Genomic DNA, 19,288 nt, shown 5'->3' with positions numbered 1-19,288 from the left:
AGAGTCTGTTTTACAAAGACTCTTAGGAGTATAACATTATACTGTTAGCACAGCAATGACCAAAACTAGTTTCCTAATACTGCCATTTTTATAGCTGCAATAGCAGCTTCTGTCCCTTTATTGCCGTGTTTACCCCCGCTACGGTCTATAGCTTGTTGTAAATTATTATCTGTTAACACACAAAAAATAACTGGCGTATCTGTCTGTACATTTAAGTCTTTTATACCTTGTGCAGTTGCACTACATACAAAATCGAAATGCTTAGTTTCTCCCTGTATAACACTACCAATGGCAATAACAGCGTCTACCTTTTGGGTTGCTATCATTTTTTTACTACCATAAGTAAGTTCAAAACTCCCAGGAACATCCCAACGAATTATGTTCTCTTGTGCAGCACCACAATCTAATAATGCCTCTATAGCGCCATTAAAAAGTCCTTCTGTAACCTCAGTGTTCCATTCTGAAACAACAATCCCAAACCGAAGATCTTTCGCGTTTGGGATTGATGCCTTATCATAAACTGATAAATTTTTATTAGCCGTGGCCATATATTTCTTATTTAGCTTTACCTATGAATGCATCTATTGTAGCTGCTTCTTGAGATGATGCAAAATCGTTTTTAACTCTTTCAAAGAATTTTAACGCCTTGTCTTTTTTACCCAACTCTAATGCAGCAACCCCTGCTTTGTATAAATATCTAGGAGTTGTAAAATCATTCTCTCCTTGTGCAATTGCTTTTTCGTAATACCCTAAAGCATCTTCAGTTTGGTTTAACTGCATAAAAGAATCACCAATACCACCTTTTGCTAAAGCTCCTAAAGTAACATTATCTGTACTAAAGTCTTCTAAATGGTTAATTGCTTCTTTATAATTCTTTAAATTTAAGTAAGCCATACCTGCAGAGTAACTAGCTAAATTAGCTGTTGATGTACCACTGTAATTTTCAATAATACCTAAAAACCCGTATTTACCTTCAGAACCATTTAACGATAAAGTTAATAATGAATCTTTATTTGCTGATGGATTATTTAATGCCTGATCTAAATATTGTTGTGGGTAATAAATTTCATTATTAGCTTGTGCAGTTTTTGGGTTTTGAACAAAATTAACGTAAGCCAAATAACCTAAAACTCCAATAGCAATAACACCAATAACACCTAGAATAGCTTTTTGGTTGTTTGCAACCCACTCTTCAGATTTAGATGCCCCTTCTTCTAAAGTATTAAATACTTCAGCCGTTGTACTATCCTGTTCTTGGATTTCTACTTCTTCTTCTTTAGTCTTTGGTTTGTATCCTCGCTTCTTATATGTAGCCATAGTTGATTTTATTGATCGCGCAAAAATAAAGTTTTTATTGAAATTTAAAACCTTATTTATTCGTTATTTTTCAATAATTTGCGAGTTCTCTTATTTTTTTCAAATAAAACTTGCCAAAAACAGAATGCTTTTAAAGAAATTATCTCTTGTAAACTATAAAAATTTTGACTCTAAAGAATTTGAATTCGATGCAAAAATAAACTGCTTTGTTGGCAGCAATGGCATAGGAAAAACAAATATTTTGGATGCTATTTATCACTTGTCTTTTGGCAAAAGTTACTTTAATCCCATTGCATCACAAAACATAAAACACGGAGAAGATTTTTTTGTTGTAGACGGCCTTTTTTTTAAGGAAGAAAGAGAAGAAAAGATTATTTGCAGCCTAAAAAAAGGTGCTAAAAAAGTAATAAAGCGAAATGGAAAGGCATATGACAAGTTTTCTGATCATATTGGCTTCTTACCTTTGGTTATTATTTCTCCTGCAGATAGAGATTTAATATTAGAAGGTAGTGACACGCGAAGAAAATTTGTAGACGGCGTAATATCGCAATCTAACAAAGTTTATTTACAGACTCTTTTAAAATACAATAAAACACTATTACAGCGCAACTCACTTTTAAAATATTTTGCCGTAAACCATACATTTGATAAAACTACCCTTAGTGTTTACAATGAGCAATTACAAGAATTTGGAACTATAATACACAAAGAACGTGTTGCTTTTTTAGACTCATTTATCCCTATTTTTAAAGAACAATATGCTGCAATTTCTGGTGGTAAAGAAAATGTTACTATAAACTACAATAGCAAACTGTTAGAAAAAGATTTATTACAGTTGTTTGATGAAAACTTAGATAAAGATAGAGCTTTACAATACACTACTGTAGGTACACACAAAGACGACCTATCTTTTGAAATAGATGAATACCCTATTAAAAAATTTGGTAGTCAAGGGCAACAAAAATCCTTTTTAATAGCACTAAAATTAGCTCAATTTAACTTTATAAAGGAACAAGCAAAAACAACTCCAATTCTATTATTAGATGATATTTTTGATAAACTGGACGAAAACAGGGTATCACAAATTGTAACTTTAGTAGATGATGATAATTTTGGACAGATTTTTATAAGCGACACACACGCAGACAGAACAGAAGGTGTTGTAAAAAACATACACCAGAGCTACAAAATTTTTAAGCTATAAACGCATTGCGTTAAATCATTTAAATAAAATCTCGCAGAAAGTAAAATGAAGCATAAAAGAACTCTTTTTTTATGCCTAAATTTGTAGCCCCTAAATTATTTTTACCAAAATAAAATTACAAAAAGATGAAAAAAATAGCTCTTTTAGGTGCTCTACTATTATTTATAGGATGTAACAAAAAAATAGTAAAAAAAGAAGATATACAGTTGCTTAATGGCTATTGGGAAATTAACAAAGTTTATTTTTCTGATGGTAGTAGCAAAGAATACAAGGCTAGCCCAATGGTAGATTTTTTTAAGATTGATAGCCTAAAAGGATTTAGAACAAAAGTACAGCCAAAAATAGGAGGTACTTTTAATTCAAATAAAGATTCAGATAAGGTAGTTATAACTGAAAAAGAAGGTACATTTACCATACATTATACAAACGACCTCACAGAAAGAGAAGAAGAAATTCTAAACCTTAGTAAAGACTCTTTTAGCGTTAAAGATAACGAACAAATTACGTATGTATACATACGTTACCAACCTATAGAATTATAAAAATAATGGCGAAGCGCAAAAAAGAGAACCTGTTATTAGGAGACCTTTTACAAGATTTTATAAAAGAAAACAAGTTAGACCGTGGCATAAATGGTGTAGACGCACGTGCTGCATGGAAAAATTTAATGGGTCCTGGCGTAAACAACTACACCACTTCTGTAGAGTTACGTGCTACCACCCTATTCGTATCTTTAAGTTCTTCTGTTTTAAGAGAAGAATTAAGTCACGGAAATTCTAAAATTATTAAAATGATAAATGAAGATTTAGGTAAAGAGGTTGTAAAAAAGCTAGTTTTACGTTAACTAAATTTTAGTTTAGAGCATAAAAAAACCATCAAGTTTTACTTGATGGTTTTTTATTTTTTATCCGTTTTGAGATCTAGAAAATTTCTCTTCCAGAAAAATGGAAAGCTCCTTCAATAGCAGCATTCTCATCACTATCAGATCCGTGAACTGCATTTTCTCCTATAGAAGTTGCATATAATTTACGAATAGTACCTTCAGCAGCGTCAGCTGGGTTAGTAGCACCAATAAGAGCTCTAAAATCCTCAACAGCGTTGTCTTTTTCTAAGATAGCAGCAACAATAGGACCTCTAGTCATAAATTCTACTAACTCTCCAAAAAATGGACGCTCGTTATGTACAGCATAAAATGCTTCTGCATCTCTTTTGCTTAACTGCGTATATTTCATTGCTACAATTTTAAAACCTGCAGATGTAATTTTTTCTAAAATACCTCCAATGTGACCGTTCTCTACACCGTCTGGCTTAATCATTGTAAAAGTTCTGTTTGTAATCATCTTCTTTTTAATTTTTTGCAAAAATAATGCTTTTAATACAACACGCAACAAATTAACCCAAAAGCTTGTAAAGCTATCGTTAATAGATTGTTACATTTACAGCTATAAGCTAATTAATACTTTTGTCTTAATTGTTCTAATACTTTACCATTATCACCAATCATTTTAAAATTAACTATTTTAGTTTTAAAATTAAAATCTAATACTCCAAAGCTTTTTACAAAAATTACTTCTCCTACTCTATAGGGGTTTTCTTCTCCAGAAAAACCAGTGTATGTATGTGTTAATCCACTACTAGTAAAGTCTATTAATGGATATTCTATACCATTAACATTATCTACAGAGAACTCAGATATATGTCTGTCTCCTGATAAGATCATAGCTCCTTTTGCTTTAGATTCTTTTAATAACCTTTTAAGTTTATCTACTTCATGCGGAAAATTACCCCAACCTTCAAAACCGTGTTTATTAGACAAATATTGCACACTACTTACTAGAATATTAAAGTCTGCATCAGAATTAGTTAACTCTTCTGTTAACCACTTCCACTGCTGCTCTCCCAAAATTGTTCCTTCTCCATATACATTTGGCTGCACACGTCTTTCTTTAGTTGTAGATGGGGTTAAAGCTGTTCTAAAATAACGTGTATCCAATACTAAAACCTTAATTTTTCCTTCAGGTAAGCTATAATTGTGAACTGCATAAACACCTTCTCTTGTTCTTCGTGGGCTATCTTTTGCGACTCCCATAAAGTCTAAAAACTCTTGTTCACTTTCTTTCTTTGCTTTAAACTCTACACCTCCATCATTTAAACCATAATCATGATCGTCCCAAGTACCAATTACAGGTACTGTTTGTCTTAATGTTTTATATCCAGGAACATTATTCTGTGCTTCGTAAACACCTCTTAATTCTTCCATGTCATCTGTATCTGCATAGATATTATCTCCTCCCCAGATCCAGATATTAGGATTCGTTGCTAAAACATCATCCCATAAAGGGTTTACCTCATCATGCTTGTTGCAAGACCCAAAAGCAATAGTAAAATCCGACTCACTTACTGCTACTGGTTTCTGTTCTACAACATCACTTGTTTTACAAGCACTTACTATTACTAGCAACCCTAGTATAAAAATATTCTTCTCCAAAATTTCTTTTTTATAATATTACAGAACAATTTTAAGACTATTTTTTTACATGTTAAAGCATTATAACATCTATTAACCATAACAGAAACCCATACTATTATAAATAGCTACTCTCTATTTTTGAACATTTACTAAAAACACTATCTTTGGTGGTTATGAATAAAGAAGACATTAAAGCAACTAAGTCTTTACTTAGCACGCCTCAAAAAATAGTTATTATACCACACAAAAATCCTGATGGAGATGCAATTGGTTCTACACTAGGACTATGGCATTACCTAAAAAATATAGGTCAGGATGTTATTGTAATTGCTCCTAATAATTTTCCTAAGTTTTTAAAATGGATGCCAGGACAAGAAGAAATTGTCATTTTTGAAGACGATAAAGAACGTGCTCAAAAATACATTACGGATGCTAGCTTAATTTTCACTTTAGATTTTAATCATTTATCTCGAGTAGGTTTTATGCAAGAAAGCCTAGAAGCAGCAGAAGGTACGTTTATTATGATAGATCATCACCAAGCACCGGCAGACTATGCAAAAGTTACATACTCAGATGTTAGTATGAGCTCTACTTGCGAAATGGTATACAATTTTATTGAAGCTATAGATAGTACTTCTAAAATTACCAGTGACATTGCAAACTGTTTGTACACCGGTATTATGACAGATACGGGCTCTTTTAAATACTCTTCTACAACAAGCAGAACGCACCGCGTAGTTGCAGATTTAATAGACAAAGGAGCAGAAAATTTGGACATACACAACAAAGTGTTTGACACCAATTCTCCTAGCCGATTACATATATTAGGTTGTGCCTTAAAGAATATGGTTATTCTAGAAGATTACCATACGGCCTACATCACATTAAGTCAAGAAGAATTAGATCAAAATAACTTTAAAAAAGGAGATACAGAGGGTATTGTTAATTACGGACTTACGTTAGACAATATTATATTTGCTGTTATATTTATTGAAAATAAAGACGAAGGAATTATAAAAATATCATTCAGATCTCAAGGCGATTTTTCTGTAAATGAATTTGCAAGAGCTCATTTTGAAGGTGGCGGTCACGATAATGCTGCTGGTGGTAAAAGCGATTTTTCATTACAGGAAACAACAACTAAATTTGTTGGTTTACTAGATAGTTATAAAGACAAATTAAAAGGATGAAAAAATTAATATACATAGTACTCGTTTTAAGTATTATTAGTTGTGAAGGACCAGAAGCTAGAAGACCAATTAAAGTAAAAACTGGCAGCTACATAAAAGAGTCTATAAAACGCAACAAAGAGCTATTAGCCAATGAGGAAATGCAAATACAACGTATTATAAAAAAAGATACTGTACACAATTATAGTAGTGGTAAAAACGGTTCTTGGTTTTTTTACAATACAAAAAATGATCAAGAAACGTATGTAATACAACCAGACGACTTAGTGACCATGAAATATAGTATACTAAGCCTTACCAACGACACTATTTATAGTTCTAAAGATATTGGCACTGTTACTTATAAAGTAGATAAACAAGATTTATTTTTAGGTTTACGCAGTAGCGTTAAACTTTTAAAAGAAAATGAAACGGCTACGTTTTTATACCCATCTTCTTTAGGATATGGATACCATGGAGACGATAATAAAATAGGAACCAATGTACCTTTAAAAGCAGTAATATCTATAGTAAAGGTGGAAAAGAAAAAAGATAGTATTCTAAATTAAAAATCAATTAAAAAAGTAGAAATGAAAAAAAGTTTTTTAATCTTATTAATGACCATTACTGCAATGGTAAGTTGTAAATCTGGACAATTTGCAGATTTAGATGATGGTTTATATGCCGATATAAAAACCAACAAGGGAGATATGTTGGTAAAATTAGAATACACCTTAGCACCAGTAACAGTTGCTAACTTTGTTTCTCTTGCTGAGGGTAAAAGTCCTTTTGTTAGTGATGAGTATAAAGGAAAAAAATATTACGATGGTATTATTTTTCATAGAGTAATGAAAGATTTTATGATACAAGGTGGTGACCCAACAGGCACAGGTATGGGTAGTCCGGGTTATAAATTTAAAGATGAATTCACAGATTCTTTACGTCATACAAAAAAAGGAATCTTATCTATGGCTAATTCAGGCCCTAAAACAAACGGAAGTCAGTTTTTTATAACTCACGCTCCTACTCCTTTTCTTGATGGTTTAGATCAATTTGGAAATTTAAAAAATTGCGATAACCCAAGAATTGGTTGTCATACTGTTTTTGGAGAAGTCATAAGAGGTATAGAGGTTGTAGACTCTATTGCTGCTGTAAAAGTAGCTGCTAAAAACAGACCTTTAGAAGATGTTATTATCACTACAATAGAAATTGTAAGAAAAGGAAAAGAAGCTAAAAAGTTTGATGCTATTAAAGTGATGACAGCTTATTTTGATGAAGAAAAAGAAGAAGAAAAAAAACAAATAGCTTTAGCTGAAGAAGCTAAAAAAACTGAAGCTGCTTTTGCTGCTGAAACTGCAGAACAAATTAAAAAAGCAGAAACTTTACCATCTGGATTGAAAGTACTAGTACTTAATGAAGGTACTGGTGAAAAACCAAGAATAGGTCAAAAGGTACTGGTTAACTATGCTGGTTGGTTAAGTAATGGTACTTTATTTGATACATCATTAGAAGGTATTGCTACGAAATTTGGGAAGTATGATATTATTTATAAAATGCACGGCAACAACTTAAGTCCTTCTCCTATGGATTACAGCCCAGAAGCTAGATTAGCTGCTGGTTTTAAAGAGGGTTTATTACGCATGAAGGTTGGCGATAAAGTTCGTTTATTTATACCGCCACATTTAGGATACGGTGAGCTAGGTGCTGGACCAATACCTCCAAATTCAGATTTAATTTTTGATGTAGAAATTACTGGCATTCAATAATGGAGCATTTACTTGACAAAAAATCACCATTAAATTAAAGGATCGCATTTGGCGGTTCTTTTAATTTGTAGTACATTTACTACAAATTAATTCTCCCCAAGTAAACCTTTAATTTAATAAAAAACACTATGAAAACAATTGCATTAAAAACAGTATTACTAACATTTTTACTATCCTTTTTGTCCTGTGACAATTCATCTAACGATCTTTTAGATGCTATTAATGATGAAAAGGGAGAAACACAAGAAGAAAGTACAGACGATGAAGAAACCAACAACGGCACTGCTAAAACCGTTGTAGATGCCTACGGACAATTAAGTGTTAGCGGGAGTAAAATTGTAGACAAAAATAACAACCCTATACAATTACGAGGTATGTCTTTATTTTGGAGTCAATGGATGCCACAATACTATACAACCGGTACCGTTTCTTGGCTAAAGAAAGACTGGAACGCTACTATTGTTAGAGCAGCTATGGCGGTAGAAGATAACGACGGTTATCTTAGTAATCCTGAAAGGGAAAAAGCTAAAGTATTTACAGTAATAGATGCAGCCATAGAACAAGGTATTTATGTTATTGTAGATTGGCATAGTCACCACGCCGAAGATCATTTAAACGAGGCTAAAAAATTCTTTGCCGAGGTTGCTCAAAAATATGGTGACAAACCAAATATTATATATGAAATATATAATGAACCTCTAGAGGGAGCTTCTTGGAATACTGTTTTAAAACCTTATCATGAAGCGGTTATAAAAGAAATTAGAAAGTACGATTCTGACAATATTATTGTTTGCGGTACAAGGTCTTGGTCTCAAAAAGTAGACGAAGTTATAGGTAATGCAATAGACGATAAAAATGTTGCCTACACCCTACACTATTATGCTGCTAGTCATAAGCAATATCTTAGAGATGCCGCAAAAAATGCAATAAATAACGATCTTGCTATTTTTGTAACTGAATACGGATCTACTGAATATACGGGAGATGGTTATGTGGACACCGAAGAAACTAAAACTTGGTGGAAATTTCTAGATGATAATAAAATATCATGGTGCAACTGGTCTGTAGCAGACAAGAACGAAAAATCTGCTGCATTAACTCCTGGAGCTAGTGGCGATGGTAATTGGAGCTTAGACCAGCTAACTGAATCTGGAAAATTAGTCCGTACAGAAATGAAAGAGAAGAATCCTAAATTCTAAAAATAAAAAAATAAAATTTACTAAAAAGCCCCATTTGGATGTTTCCAAATGGGGCTTTTATATTACAATTAATGTATTCTTACTCTGGACTATTTTTTAATACTTCCAACGTAAATTTCCAAAACTTTTGTACAGATGATATACTTACACGCTCGTCTGGTGAGTGTGCTCCTTTTATAGTTGGTCCAAAACTAATCATATCCATTTCTGGGTAGTTTTGTCCTAAAATACCACATTCTAAACCTGCGTGGCAAGCCACAACTTTAGCTTTAGCTCCAAACACAGTTTCATACTGTGCACTTAGCACTTTTAATATCGCAGAATCTGGGTTAGGATTCCATCCTGGATACTCACCACTAAAATCTACGGTGAAATCTGCCAATTCAAAAACAGATTTTAATGCGTTAGCTAAATCCATTTTCCCTGAGTTTACAGAAGACCTAGTTAAACACCCTATTTTTATAGCTCCGTCTTTTACGATAACTCTTGCTATGTTATTAGATGTTTCTACCAAATCAGAAATACTAGCACTCATGGCATAAACACCATTATGTGCAGCATAAATACCACGTAACAATTTTTGTTGCGCTTCTGATTGCATTACACTTTCTGGCAAATCTATTTGAGTTAAGCTAATAGTTAAATTAGGCTCTGTAACTTTTAACTCTTCTTTAATTGTAGTAGCCCAAGCTTCAAAATTTTGTAAAAAATCTTCAGTCACTTTTATGGCAACTATAGCATTACTTTCTCTTGGTATTGCATTACGTAAACTACCTCCATCAATCTCAGAAATAGCCAATTCTGTATGTAAACTAGTATTGTACAATACTCTGTTCATTATTTTATTGGCATTACCTAAACCACGGTGTATATCCATACCACTGTGCCCACCACTTAAGCCTTTTACAGTTACTTTATAACCAGTAAAATTAGCTTGTACTGGTTCTAGCTCATAAATTCTTCTTGCAGTAACGTCTATACCTCCTGCGCAACCTATATCAATTTCGTCATCTTCTTCTGTATCTAGGTTTAAAAGAATATCGCCTTTTAAAACGCCTCCTTTTAATCCCATTGCACCTGTCATCCCTGTTTCCTCATCAATAGTAAACAAAGCTTCTAAAGCAGGATGCGGTATGTCTGTACTTTCTAGCAAAGCCATAATAGCCGCAACACCCATACCATTATCTGCACCTAAAGTAGTTCCTTGAGCTCTAACCCAGTCGCCATCTATGTACATTTGTATTCCTTGAGTATCAAAATCAAAAACAGTATCGTTATTTTTTTGATGTACCATATCTAAATGAGACTGCAACGTAACCATCTTTTTATTTTCCAAACCTGGAGTTGCAGGCTTTCTAATAATAACGTTACCAACCTCATCATTTAAAGTTTCTAACTGTAAAGACGCCCCAAAATCTAACATAAACTCTATTACACGTTCTTCTTTTTTAGAAGGTCTTGGCACTGCATTTAAATCTGCAAATTTGTTCCAAATCGCTTTTGGTTCTAACTCTCTTATTGTTTTACTCATCTCATTATTTTTTCTAAGCCCAAAATTACATAATAGAAAATGATTTTATAGCTACTATTGCTTATTTTTGATATGATGAATAACAAATTAAAAAATGCTATTGCCGTATTACTGCCTTTACAAATTATTTTAGTAAAGTGGTTGGCAAACTATCCTGCACTTATTGAAGAATATTACAGCAATGGTATTTACCAGTACACATCTAAATTCTTCCGTTTTATTTTAGGATGGATTCCTTTTTCGGTGGGCGACATATTATACGCCTCTCTTATAACTTTAGCAATTAGATATCTTATTGTAAAACGAAAATATATCAAACAAAAACCACTATTCTTTTTAAGAAACATAGTAGTAGTATTATCTATAGCTTATTTTACGTTTCATTTTAGTTGGGGCTTAAATTACTACAGAGAACCACTTTACAAAACGCTAAAAATAAAAGAAAAACATTCTTTAGATGAACTAGAAACATTTGTTATCGCCTTAATAGCAAAGACAAATACTATTCACGCTACAATAACAAAAGATAGTACAGCAGCTGTAGTAATACCATATACAAAATCTGAAATTTTTAATATAACGACAACAGGATATGTTGAATTACAAAAGAAATATCCTTTATTAGATTACAAAAACTCCAGTTTAAAAACATCTTTATTTAGTAGTGGTTTAAGCTATGCTGGCTATGGCGGTTATTTAAATCCGTTTACAAACGAAGCTCAGGTAAATGGTAAAATACCATTATACAGATTCCCTGTTGTTGCAGGTCATGAAGCCGGACATCAGATTGGATATTCCGCAGAAAACGAAACTAATTTTATTGGTTACTTAGTTACCGCTAACAACCCAGATGTGTATTTTAAATACGCAGCATACTCTTACGCACTTAGTTATTGCTTAAGTGATATTAGATATAACGATCCCGAATTGTTTAATGCTTTATACAGTAAACTAAACGTTGGAGTTAAAAAAAACTACCAAGAACTAAGCACGTTTTGGAATAGTTATGAAAATCCTATGGAGCCTGTTTTAAAATCTGTTTACAGCACTTTTTTAAAAGCGAACAACCAAGCAGACGGAATGAAAAGTTACAGTAGAATTGTTTCCTTACTTGTTGCATACCATCAAGAGAATCCTTTGTAAGCAAAAACCTAATGCTTCTTATGTTGCTAAATGGTCTAAATACATCAATTTTAACATTTTATTATAATTTTCGAATAGTCGTTTCTATATCTTTAGACGGACTAATTTAACTAATCAACTCAAAAAGAAAACCGATATGAGAATACGACTCCTATCGCTTGCCTTATTTTTGGCAAGTGCTACTATGTTTGCACAGGATTACTTTCCTACAAACTCTGGTGTAAAATCTAAAAACAATAATTACACCGCATTTACAAATGCAAAAATCTTTGTTACGCCTACACAGATTGTAGAAAACGGAACACTACTTATTAAAAATGGTAAAGTAGTACAAGTAGGTAAAAGCGTAACTGTTCCTAAAAACTCTATTACAGTAGACTTAAAAGGCAAATCTATTTACCCTTCTTTTATTGATATTTACTCGGATTTTGGAGTAACTAAACCAAAAGCTTCTGGTGGTAGATCTACACAATATGAGGCTGCAAGACACGGCTATTACTGGAACGACCATGTTATGCCAGAAAACAATGCTCTTTCTGTTTTTAAGTTTGATGCTAAAAAAGCCGCTGAATACCAAAAAGCAGGTTTTGGTGTCGTAAACTCCCATATACAAGATGGTATTGCACGCGGTACAGGTATACTTGTTACTTTAAATGATGATGGCACAAATAGCGATCGTATTTTAGATGATAGATCTGCTCAGTATTTTTCTTTAACTAGAAGTGCGGTGAAAAATCAATCGTATCCATCTTCATTAATGGGTTCTTTAGCATTACTAAGACAAATGTATTCAGACGCAAGCTGGTACGCTAACGGAAATAGTGATACTAAAGATTTGTCTTTAGAAGCTTTAAATAAAAACAAAGGTTTGGTTCAGATTTTTGAAGCTGGCGACAAAGGTCACGCTTTAAGAGCAGACAAAATTGGTGACGCTAACAACATACAATACGTAATTTTAGCTGGTGGTAACGAGTACGAAAGTATTGCAGAAATTAAAGCTACCAATGCTACGTACATTGTGCCTATTAATTTCCCAGATGCTTATGACGTTTCTAACCCATACCAAGCTGGCTATGTTTCTTTAGCAGATATGAGAAGTTGGAACCAAGCTCCTTCTAACCCAAAAGTATTAGCAGACAATAATGTGCCTTTTACATTTACTACGCACGATCTTAAATCTCCTGCTGCTTTTAAAGCTAAATTACTAAAAGCTATTGCATATGGTTTACCAAAAGCTAAAGCATTAGAAGCATTAACTACAGCACCTGCACAAATACTAGGGAAATCTAACCAAATAGGATCTTTACAAACTGGTAGCTATGCTAACTTTTTAATTACTTCTGGTGATGTTTTTGAAGAAAGCACTACGTTGTATGAAAACTGGATTCAGGGACAGAAAAACGTCATTACAGATAAAGATGTAAAAGATATTAGCGGTAACTATAGTTTAGCTGTAGATGGTACTACATATAAATTAGAAATTAAAGGAGCTGCAGACAAACCATCTGCTACGCTAAAGCAAGACTCTACAACAGTAAAATCTAAATTTTCTTATAAAGAAGATTGGATAGACCTTTCTTTTGCTACTAATGAAGGAGAAAAGAGATATAGAATGACAGGAGTAGTTGCTCCAAATTCTGATAATATTAGCGGTAAGTTAGTATTACCAAACGGAAACGAATCTTCTTTTGTAGCAACTAAAACAGGAGATGTAGATAAAAAAGAAAAAGATAAAAAAGAAAATAGTACACCCGAGCTATTACCAATTACCTATCCTAATGTTGGCTATGGTTATACTACAGTACCTAAACAAGAAAACATTTTATTTAAAAATGCTACCGTATGGACAAGTGAAGCTGCCGGAATTTTAAAAAATACAGATGTCCTTGTTAAAAAAGGAAAAATTGTAAAAATAGGAACTAATTTAAGTGCAGGTGGTGCAACTGTTGTAGATGCCACAGGAAAACATTTAACTGCTGGTATTATAGATGAACACTCGCATATTGCTGGTTTAAGTATTAATGAAGGTGGTCAAAATTCTTCTGCGGAAGTAAAGATGGAAGATGTCGTGGATAATGAAGATGTAGACATTTACCGTAATCTTGCTGGTGGTGTTACATCTATTCAATTATTACACGGATCTGCAAACCCAATTGGTGGACGTTCTGCCCTATTAAAATTAAAATGGGGACAAAGTGCTGATGAAATGATTTATGATAACTCTCCTAAATATATAAAGTTTGCTTTAGGTGAAAACGTAAAACAGTCTAACTGGGGTAGTCGTTCTCGTTTTCCACAAACAAGAATGGGTGTAGAACAAATGTTTATAGATTATTTTCAGCGTGCTAAAGAGTATGATGAAAAGAAGAAAAGCGGACAACCATTTAGATATGATGAAGAAATGGAAGTTATTGCCGAAATTATTAATGGCGAACGTTTTATTAGTTGTCACTCTTACGTACAATCAGAAATTAACATGCTAATGAAGGTTGCAGAGAAGTTTAACTTTAGAGTAAACACTTTTACACATATTTTAGAAGGTTATAAGGTTGCCGATAAAATGAAAGAACACGGTGCTGGTGCATCTACATTTAGTGACTGGTGGGCTTACAAATACGAAGTTAATGATGCAATACCATACAATGCTGCAATAATGCAAAGTCAAGGTATAACTGTTGCTATTAATAGTGATGATGCAGAAATGTCTAGAAGATTAAACCAAGAAGCTGCAAAGACTGTAAAGTACGGAAATATGACAGAGCTAGAAGCTTGGAAAATGGTGACTATTAATCCTGCTAAATTATTACACCTAGATAATCGCGTAGGTAGTATAAAAGAAGGTAAAGATGCAGATTTAGTTCTTTGGAATAACAATCCTTTATCTATCTATGCAAAAGCAGAAAAGACATTAATAGAAGGTGTTGTTTATTTTGATTTAGAAAAAGACAAACAACAAAGAGAAGCTATTAAAGAAGAAAGAAATAAGCTTATCTCTATGATGTTAGAAGAAAAAGAAGGTGGCAAACCAACGCAAAAGCCTATTATGAAACAAAAACCAAAGTTCCATTGTGACACTATGGATACTGAGTGGTAAACCTAATAGACAACATAAAAATAACAGAAATGAAAAAAATTATATATATACTGCTAGTAGTTTGCTTTACCGCAAATGGTTTTGCACAACAAACACCTGCTAGTCCACAGACAGAAGCAATTACCATAGAAGGTGCTGTTGCACATTTAGGAGATGGTACAGTTATAGAAAATTCTCTTATTATGTTTGAAGGTGGTAAGATTACCTTTATAGGAGATGCAAAAATGAAAATTGCACGTAAAGGGCAAATTATAGATGCTAAAGGAAAACACGTATACCCAGGGTTCATTGCTGCTTGTACTGTTTTAGGTTTGGTAGAAGTAGATGCTGTAAGAGCTAGTGATGACCAAGAAGAAATTGGCGGGATGATACCACACGTTCGAAGTATTATTGCTTACAACTCGGAATCTAAAGTTATTGAAAGTATGCGTCCAAATGGTGTACTTATGGCGCAAATAGCACCTAGAGGTGGTGTTATTCCTGGTACATCTTCTGTTGTACAGTTAGATGCTTGGAACTGGGAAGATGCGGCTGTAAAAACAGATGACGGAATACATTTACACTGGCCAAACAGCTACAGAAGAGGTCGTTGGTGGCTAGGTGAAGACAGAGGTATGCAACCAAATAAAAAATACAAAGAGAATATAACTAGCATTGTAGATTTTATAGTAAATGCAAAGGCCTACAACCAAACAACAGCTAAACCATACCACCAAGAATATGCTGCTATGGAAGGTTTGTTTTCTGGAGACCAGAAATTATATGTTTATGCAGATGGCGAAAAAGAAATTATTGATGCTATTACTACTTTAAAAGAAAACAATATTAAAAATGTTGTTTTGGTAGGAGGTTACAATGCATACAAAATAACAGATTTTCTTAAGAAAAATGATATCCCAGTATTGGTAAGAGCAATGCATAATTTACCAAGTAATAATGATGATGATTACGACTTACCATACAAAATGGCGAAGCTATTAACTGATGGCGGATTATTGGTTGGTATTCAGAACAATGGTGAAGCTAATTTCCAGAACAGAAACTTACCATTTTATGCTGGTCAGGCTGTTGCTTATGGAATGGAAAAAGAAGCCGCTTTACAATTAATTACAAACAATACTGCAAAGATTTTAGGAATTGATAAAACGCACGGCACACTAGCTGTTGGTAAAAGCGCAACTTTATTTATATCTGAAGGTGATGCTTTAGAAATGCGTACTAACAAATTAGATAAAGCCTTTATAGATGGTAGAGATGTATCTTTAGAAACACATCAAACCGAATTATACAAAAGGTATATGGGCAAATACAACAGAGGAGAATAAACTGTTATAACAATCAAAAAAGCCGTCTTAAACAAATGTTTAAGACGGCTTTTTTATACTATTTTTTATAGCTCTCTTATTCTTGCACTTTGCCTTCTACAAAAACTGCCGCTTCAGGCTTAGCAAAAAACGAAGCAGACTTAGCTTCTTTAGTTACCGTAACATTCTCAAAAGGAACTGTATTTCTTAATCCTTTAATAACACCATCTTCAGAAGTGTGCCAGCTAATAGATTTTGGCAATACTAAACCGTTTATGGTTTGCCAATCGTTATAATGTATCCAACTATAGTTATTAGATGTTTCTCCGCTTCTGTAACTAACACTATACCCCAACCAAGCCATTTGCTTTGTTTCTGGGTCAAAGTGTATAAAATATAAATCCTTGTAAGATGCTCCTACTCCAGGATTGTAACTAATACTAACACCGGGATAATTTTTCCCTTCATAAACCACATCTTCAGTTTTACCGTAAACAATACCATCATCTGCCAATACAAAAGGCATAGCATAAAAATAAAACATAAGATTATGATAAAATACAGCATCACCTTTAAAATTACCTTCTGTATCTAATAACCATGTTTTAGCACCATCATGACCAATAGTATAGGCTGCAGTTTCTACTTTATCTTCTCTTGTTTTTAAATTAATTGTATGTGTTTCTTTAGCATCTGGCTTAGGAATATCAAAAGTTAAAGTCTCCATACTTTTCCAAGTGTCTAAACCTCCATGAGCTTTAAAAACCTCTTCTAATTCTTTTGGATAATTAGATGCAAGTACTTCTACTTTTTCTTCGGTGTTTACGTCTTCATTTGTTGTTTCTTTTTTCTCCTGTTTGCAAGAAATAAAGAAAACAGAAAATACTAGTAATGCTAAATACTTCATTTTTTAAATTTTTAGTTTTTAAGTTAACTGCTTATTAAGTTACAATTCGTCGTACTCCAGTAACATAGTTTACAATATTACATTACTTTTGTATGAATGAATACATTTAAGCAAATTACTAGCCTACAGAATCCGTTAATTAAGAAAACTTTAGTACTTAAAGATAAGTCTAGGGATCGAAAAAAAAGCGGTCTTTTTGTCTTAGAAGGAGTAAGAGAGCTACAACTTGCCTTAAAAGGAAACTATAGTATTGATACTTTATTTTTTTGTAAAAGTTTAATATCAGAAGAAACTTTAATCAACCTAACAAAAAATAATACAATAGCAGAGGTTATAGAAGTTACATTAGATGTATACCAAAAAATAGCATATAGAACTACAACAGAAGGTGTTATGGCCCTTGTAAAATCTAAAGAGCACAATCTTGACAGCTTACAGTTTTCTACTAAAAAACCATTAATTTTAGTTGCTGAAGCTCCAGAAAAACCAGGTAATATTGGTGCGCTATTACGTACCGCAGATGCTGCAAATTTAGATGCTGTAATTATAGCCAATCCAAAAACAGACTTATACAACCCTAATATTATACGTTCTAGTGTTGGTTGCGTTTTTACAAATAAAATTGCAACAGGAACTACAACAGAAATAATAGCGTTTTTACAAGAGCATAATATTGCTACATACTGCGCCGCATTAACTGCTTCTAAAACATACACAAAAGTAGATTATACAGAAAGTTCTGCTATTGTAGTTGGTACAGAAGCTACAGGATTATCTAACGAATGGCTAAACAACTCTACCCAAAATATAATTATACCTATGGAGGGACAAATAGATTCTATGAATGTTTCTGTTGCTGCTGCTATAGTCATTTTTGAAGCTAAACGACAAAGAAGTTAGGATTCACTATTTTTACATACCAAACCACCACTAATAACCATTATATGAATATCTTATTTTATGTTATACTGGCTATTATTCTGCTACAATTTGCCATAGACGCGGTAGTAGATTATTTAAATGCTAAAAAATTTAAAGAAGCTGTCCCCAAGGAATTAGATGGTATTTTTAACGAAGAAGAGTATAAAAAATCGCAACGTTACAAAACTGCAAATTATAGATTTGGTCTATTTTCTGGTGCCTTTTCTTTATTTTTAACACTATCCTTTTTAATCTTTGGAGGTTTTGGTTGGGTAGATGGTATTGCACGCAGCATAACAGACAATCCAATTTTAATTGCCATTGTATTTTTTGGTATTATTATGATTGGTAGTAGCGTATTAAATGTACCACTAGCTTATTACAGCACTTTTGTTATAGAAGAAAAGTTTGACTTTAATAAAAGCACAAAAAAATTATTTTTTATAGACCTTTTAAAGAGCTGGGTTTTAACTGCCGTTATTGGCGGCGCATTATTAACCCTTGTAATTTGGTTTTACAACTGGGCAGGCACTAATTTTTGGATATACGCTTGGGTAGCTATTGCTGTTATTTCTGTATTTATGAATATGTTTTACAGCAAACTAATTGTACCTCTTTTTAACAAACAAAAACCCTTAGAGAACGGAACGCTTAAAACTAAGATTGAAGAATATGCTAAGAAAGTTGGTTTTCAATTACAGAACATTTTTATAATTGATGGTTCTAAAAGATCTACAAAAGCAAATGCATATTTCTCTGGTTTTGGAAAACAAAAAAGAATTACATTGTATGACACTCTTGTTAAAGATTTAGATGAAGAGGAGATTATTGCCGTTTTGGCGCATGAGGTTGGCCATTACAAACGCAGACATATTCTGTTTAATTTAGCGGCTTCAATTTTACTAACAGGACTTACATTATACATTTTATCAATCTTTATTAATAACCCAGACATATCTTTGGCTATAGGCGTATCTATACCAAGTTTCCATGCTGCATTAATTGGTTTTGGTATATTATATAGTCCAATATCAGAAATTACTAGCCTAATAATGAATTACTTATCTAGAAAGTTTGAGTACCAAGCAGATGATTACGCAAAAAAAACCTATGCACACACTCCATTAATTACCTCTTTAAAAAAACTATCAAAAACTAGTTTAAGTAACCTTACGCCACACCCTGCGTATGTTTTTATGAATTATTCTCATCCTACTCTACTAGACAGGATTAATAATTTAAAAAAATAATTTTTGTAGCTTA

At 32.9% G+C, this 19,288-nt stretch carries 18 protein-coding genes; 12 read left to right on the top strand and 6 right to left on the bottom strand.

Features of this window, described 5'->3' with window-relative positions; all coding sequences use genetic code 11:
- Positions 1 to 65: 65 nt before the first annotated feature.
- Positions 66 to 548, bottom strand: coding sequence for a 6,7-dimethyl-8-ribityllumazine synthase (gene ribH, locus M4I21_RS09760; RefSeq protein ID WP_249558948.1), 483 nt, complete (start codon positions 546 to 548; stop codon positions 66 to 68).
- Positions 549 to 555: 7 nt separating this feature from the next.
- Positions 556 to 1,317, bottom strand: a complete 762-nt coding sequence (locus M4I21_RS09755; protein WP_249558947.1) for a tetratricopeptide repeat protein — start codon at positions 1,315 to 1,317, stop codon at positions 556 to 558.
- Between the two features lie 124 nt (positions 1,318 to 1,441).
- On the opposite strand from M4I21_RS09755, the gene recF reads away from it, so the two are divergent.
- The 3 genes from recF to M4I21_RS09740 all read left to right on the top strand — a co-directional run bounded on the left by recF (position 1,442) and on the right by M4I21_RS09740 (position 3,365).
- Positions 1,442 to 2,521: a DNA replication/repair protein RecF gene (recF, locus tag M4I21_RS09750; RefSeq protein WP_249558946.1), complete on the top strand. Its 1,080-nt coding sequence runs from the start codon at positions 1,442 to 1,444 to the stop codon at positions 2,519 to 2,521.
- Positions 2,522 to 2,646: 125 nt separating this feature from the next.
- Positions 2,647 to 3,063, top strand: coding sequence for a lipocalin family protein (locus tag M4I21_RS09745; RefSeq protein ID WP_249558945.1), 417 nt, complete (start codon positions 2,647 to 2,649; stop codon positions 3,061 to 3,063).
- Positions 3,064 to 3,068: 5 nt separating this feature from the next.
- Positions 3,069 to 3,365: a DciA family protein gene (locus tag M4I21_RS09740; RefSeq protein ID WP_249558944.1), complete on the top strand. Its 297-nt coding sequence runs from the start codon at positions 3,069 to 3,071 to the stop codon at positions 3,363 to 3,365.
- 76 nt (positions 3,366 to 3,441) lie between these two features.
- On the opposite strand, the gene M4I21_RS09735 is transcribed toward M4I21_RS09740, so the two are convergent.
- Positions 3,442 to 3,861 carry a nucleoside-diphosphate kinase gene (locus M4I21_RS09735; protein WP_072302681.1) on the bottom strand — a complete coding sequence of 140 codons (420 nt, stop codon included), beginning with the start codon at positions 3,859 to 3,861 and terminating at the stop codon, positions 3,442 to 3,444.
- 113 nt (positions 3,862 to 3,974) lie between these two features.
- Complete coding sequence (locus M4I21_RS09730; RefSeq protein WP_249558942.1) at positions 3,975 to 5,009, bottom strand: alkaline phosphatase D family protein; 1,035 nt, start codon at positions 5,007 to 5,009, stop codon at positions 3,975 to 3,977.
- Between the two features lie 155 nt (positions 5,010 to 5,164).
- On the opposite strand from M4I21_RS09730, the gene M4I21_RS09725 reads away from it, so the two are divergent.
- The 4 genes from M4I21_RS09725 to M4I21_RS09710 all read left to right on the top strand — a co-directional run bounded on the left by M4I21_RS09725 (position 5,165) and on the right by M4I21_RS09710 (position 9,125).
- Positions 5,165 to 6,181: a DHH family phosphoesterase gene (locus tag M4I21_RS09725; protein ID WP_249558941.1), complete on the top strand. Its 1,017-nt coding sequence runs from the start codon at positions 5,165 to 5,167 to the stop codon at positions 6,179 to 6,181.
- Positions 6,178 to 6,729: a gliding motility-associated peptidyl-prolyl isomerase GldI gene (gene gldI, locus M4I21_RS09720; protein ID WP_249558940.1), complete on the top strand. Its 552-nt coding sequence runs from the start codon at positions 6,178 to 6,180 to the stop codon at positions 6,727 to 6,729. The genes M4I21_RS09725 and gldI overlap by 4 nt, the downstream gene beginning before the upstream one ends.
- Before the next feature lie 21 nt (positions 6,730 to 6,750).
- A complete protein-coding gene (locus M4I21_RS09715) occupies positions 6,751 to 7,926 on the top strand; it encodes a peptidylprolyl isomerase (protein WP_249558939.1) in 1,176 nt (391 codons plus the stop codon).
- Positions 7,927 to 8,054: 128 nt separating this feature from the next.
- Complete coding sequence (locus tag M4I21_RS09710; RefSeq protein WP_249558938.1) at positions 8,055 to 9,125, top strand: glycoside hydrolase family 5 protein; 1,071 nt, start codon at positions 8,055 to 8,057, stop codon at positions 9,123 to 9,125.
- A gap of 79 nt (positions 9,126 to 9,204) precedes the next feature.
- Here M4I21_RS09710 and M4I21_RS09705 read toward each other — a convergent pair whose 3' ends face one another.
- Entirely contained in the window at positions 9,205 to 10,656 is a 1,452-nt protein-coding gene (locus tag M4I21_RS09705; protein WP_249558937.1) for an aminoacyl-histidine dipeptidase, read from the bottom strand.
- A 72-nt stretch (positions 10,657 to 10,728) separates the two neighbouring features.
- Between M4I21_RS09705 and M4I21_RS09700 the strand changes: the two genes are divergently transcribed.
- The 3 genes from M4I21_RS09700 (at position 10,729) to M4I21_RS09690 (ending at position 16,218) form a co-directional block, all read left to right on the top strand.
- On the top strand, positions 10,729 to 11,799 hold the full coding sequence (locus M4I21_RS09700) for a DUF3810 domain-containing protein (RefSeq protein WP_249558935.1): 1,071 nt from the start codon (positions 10,729 to 10,731) through the stop codon (positions 11,797 to 11,799).
- Between the two features lie 136 nt (positions 11,800 to 11,935).
- Complete coding sequence (locus M4I21_RS09695) at positions 11,936 to 14,893, top strand: amidohydrolase family protein (RefSeq protein ID WP_249558934.1); 2,958 nt, start codon at positions 11,936 to 11,938, stop codon at positions 14,891 to 14,893.
- 29 nt (positions 14,894 to 14,922) lie between these two features.
- Entirely contained in the window at positions 14,923 to 16,218 is a 1,296-nt protein-coding gene (locus M4I21_RS09690) for an amidohydrolase family protein (protein ID WP_249558933.1), read from the top strand.
- A gap of 76 nt (positions 16,219 to 16,294) precedes the next feature.
- Here M4I21_RS09690 and M4I21_RS09685 read toward each other — a convergent pair whose 3' ends face one another.
- A complete protein-coding gene (locus tag M4I21_RS09685) occupies positions 16,295 to 17,104 on the bottom strand; it encodes a DUF6503 family protein (protein ID WP_249558932.1) in 810 nt (269 codons plus the stop codon).
- A gap of 96 nt (positions 17,105 to 17,200) precedes the next feature.
- On the opposite strand from M4I21_RS09685, the gene M4I21_RS09680 reads away from it, so the two are divergent.
- Both M4I21_RS09680 and M4I21_RS09675 read left to right on the top strand, forming a co-directional pair.
- On the top strand, positions 17,201 to 18,004 hold the full coding sequence (locus M4I21_RS09680; protein ID WP_249558931.1) for a TrmH family RNA methyltransferase: 804 nt from the start codon (positions 17,201 to 17,203) through the stop codon (positions 18,002 to 18,004).
- A 44-nt stretch (positions 18,005 to 18,048) separates the two neighbouring features.
- Positions 18,049 to 19,275, top strand: a complete 1,227-nt coding sequence (locus M4I21_RS09675; protein WP_249558930.1) for a M48 family metallopeptidase — start codon at positions 18,049 to 18,051, stop codon at positions 19,273 to 19,275.
- Positions 19,276 to 19,288 lie beyond the last annotated feature (13 nt).

It is taken from the genome of Cellulophaga sp. 20_2_10, assembly GCF_023476645.1.
GTDB lineage: Bacteria > Bacteroidota > Bacteroidia > Flavobacteriales > Flavobacteriaceae > Cellulophaga.
This window is presented reverse-complemented; position numbering and strand designations above follow the sequence as displayed.

Excerpts from the sequence above, each read along its gene's own strand:
- M4I21_RS09710 (WP_249558938.1), top strand. The coding sequence starts at position 8,055 with ATGAAAACAATTGCATTAAAAACAGTATTACTAACATTTTTACTATCC.
- M4I21_RS09735 (WP_072302681.1), bottom strand. The coding sequence starts at position 3,861 with ATGATTACAAACAGAACTTTTACAATGATTAAGCCAGACGGTGTAGAG.
- M4I21_RS09740 (WP_249558944.1), top strand. The coding sequence starts at position 3,069 with ATGGCGAAGCGCAAAAAAGAGAACCTGTTATTAGGAGACCTTTTACAA.
- M4I21_RS09725 (WP_249558941.1), top strand. The coding sequence starts at position 5,165 with ATGAATAAAGAAGACATTAAAGCAACTAAGTCTTTACTTAGCACGCCT.
- M4I21_RS09755 (WP_249558947.1), bottom strand. The coding sequence starts at position 1,317 with ATGGCTACATATAAGAAGCGAGGATACAAACCAAAGACTAAAGAAGAA.
- M4I21_RS09715 (WP_249558939.1), top strand. The coding sequence starts at position 6,751 with ATGAAAAAAAGTTTTTTAATCTTATTAATGACCATTACTGCAATGGTA.
- M4I21_RS09745 (WP_249558945.1), top strand. The coding sequence starts at position 2,647 with ATGAAAAAAATAGCTCTTTTAGGTGCTCTACTATTATTTATAGGATGT.
- ribH (WP_249558948.1), bottom strand. The coding sequence starts at position 548 with ATGGCCACGGCTAATAAAAATTTATCAGTTTATGATAAGGCATCAATC.
- M4I21_RS09690 (WP_249558933.1), top strand. The coding sequence starts at position 14,923 with ATGAAAAAAATTATATATATACTGCTAGTAGTTTGCTTTACCGCAAAT.
- M4I21_RS09685 (WP_249558932.1), bottom strand. The coding sequence starts at position 17,104 with ATGAAGTATTTAGCATTACTAGTATTTTCTGTTTTCTTTATTTCTTGC.
- M4I21_RS09700 (WP_249558935.1), top strand. The coding sequence starts at position 10,729 with ATGATGAATAACAAATTAAAAAATGCTATTGCCGTATTACTGCCTTTA.
- M4I21_RS09705 (WP_249558937.1), bottom strand. The coding sequence starts at position 10,656 with ATGAGTAAAACAATAAGAGAGTTAGAACCAAAAGCGATTTGGAACAAA.
- recF (WP_249558946.1), top strand. The coding sequence starts at position 1,442 with ATGCTTTTAAAGAAATTATCTCTTGTAAACTATAAAAATTTTGACTCT.
- M4I21_RS09675 (WP_249558930.1), top strand. The coding sequence starts at position 18,049 with ATGAATATCTTATTTTATGTTATACTGGCTATTATTCTGCTACAATTT.
- gldI (WP_249558940.1), top strand. The coding sequence starts at position 6,178 with ATGAAAAAATTAATATACATAGTACTCGTTTTAAGTATTATTAGTTGT.
- M4I21_RS09695 (WP_249558934.1), top strand. The coding sequence starts at position 11,936 with ATGAGAATACGACTCCTATCGCTTGCCTTATTTTTGGCAAGTGCTACT.
- M4I21_RS09680 (WP_249558931.1), top strand. The coding sequence starts at position 17,201 with ATGAATACATTTAAGCAAATTACTAGCCTACAGAATCCGTTAATTAAG.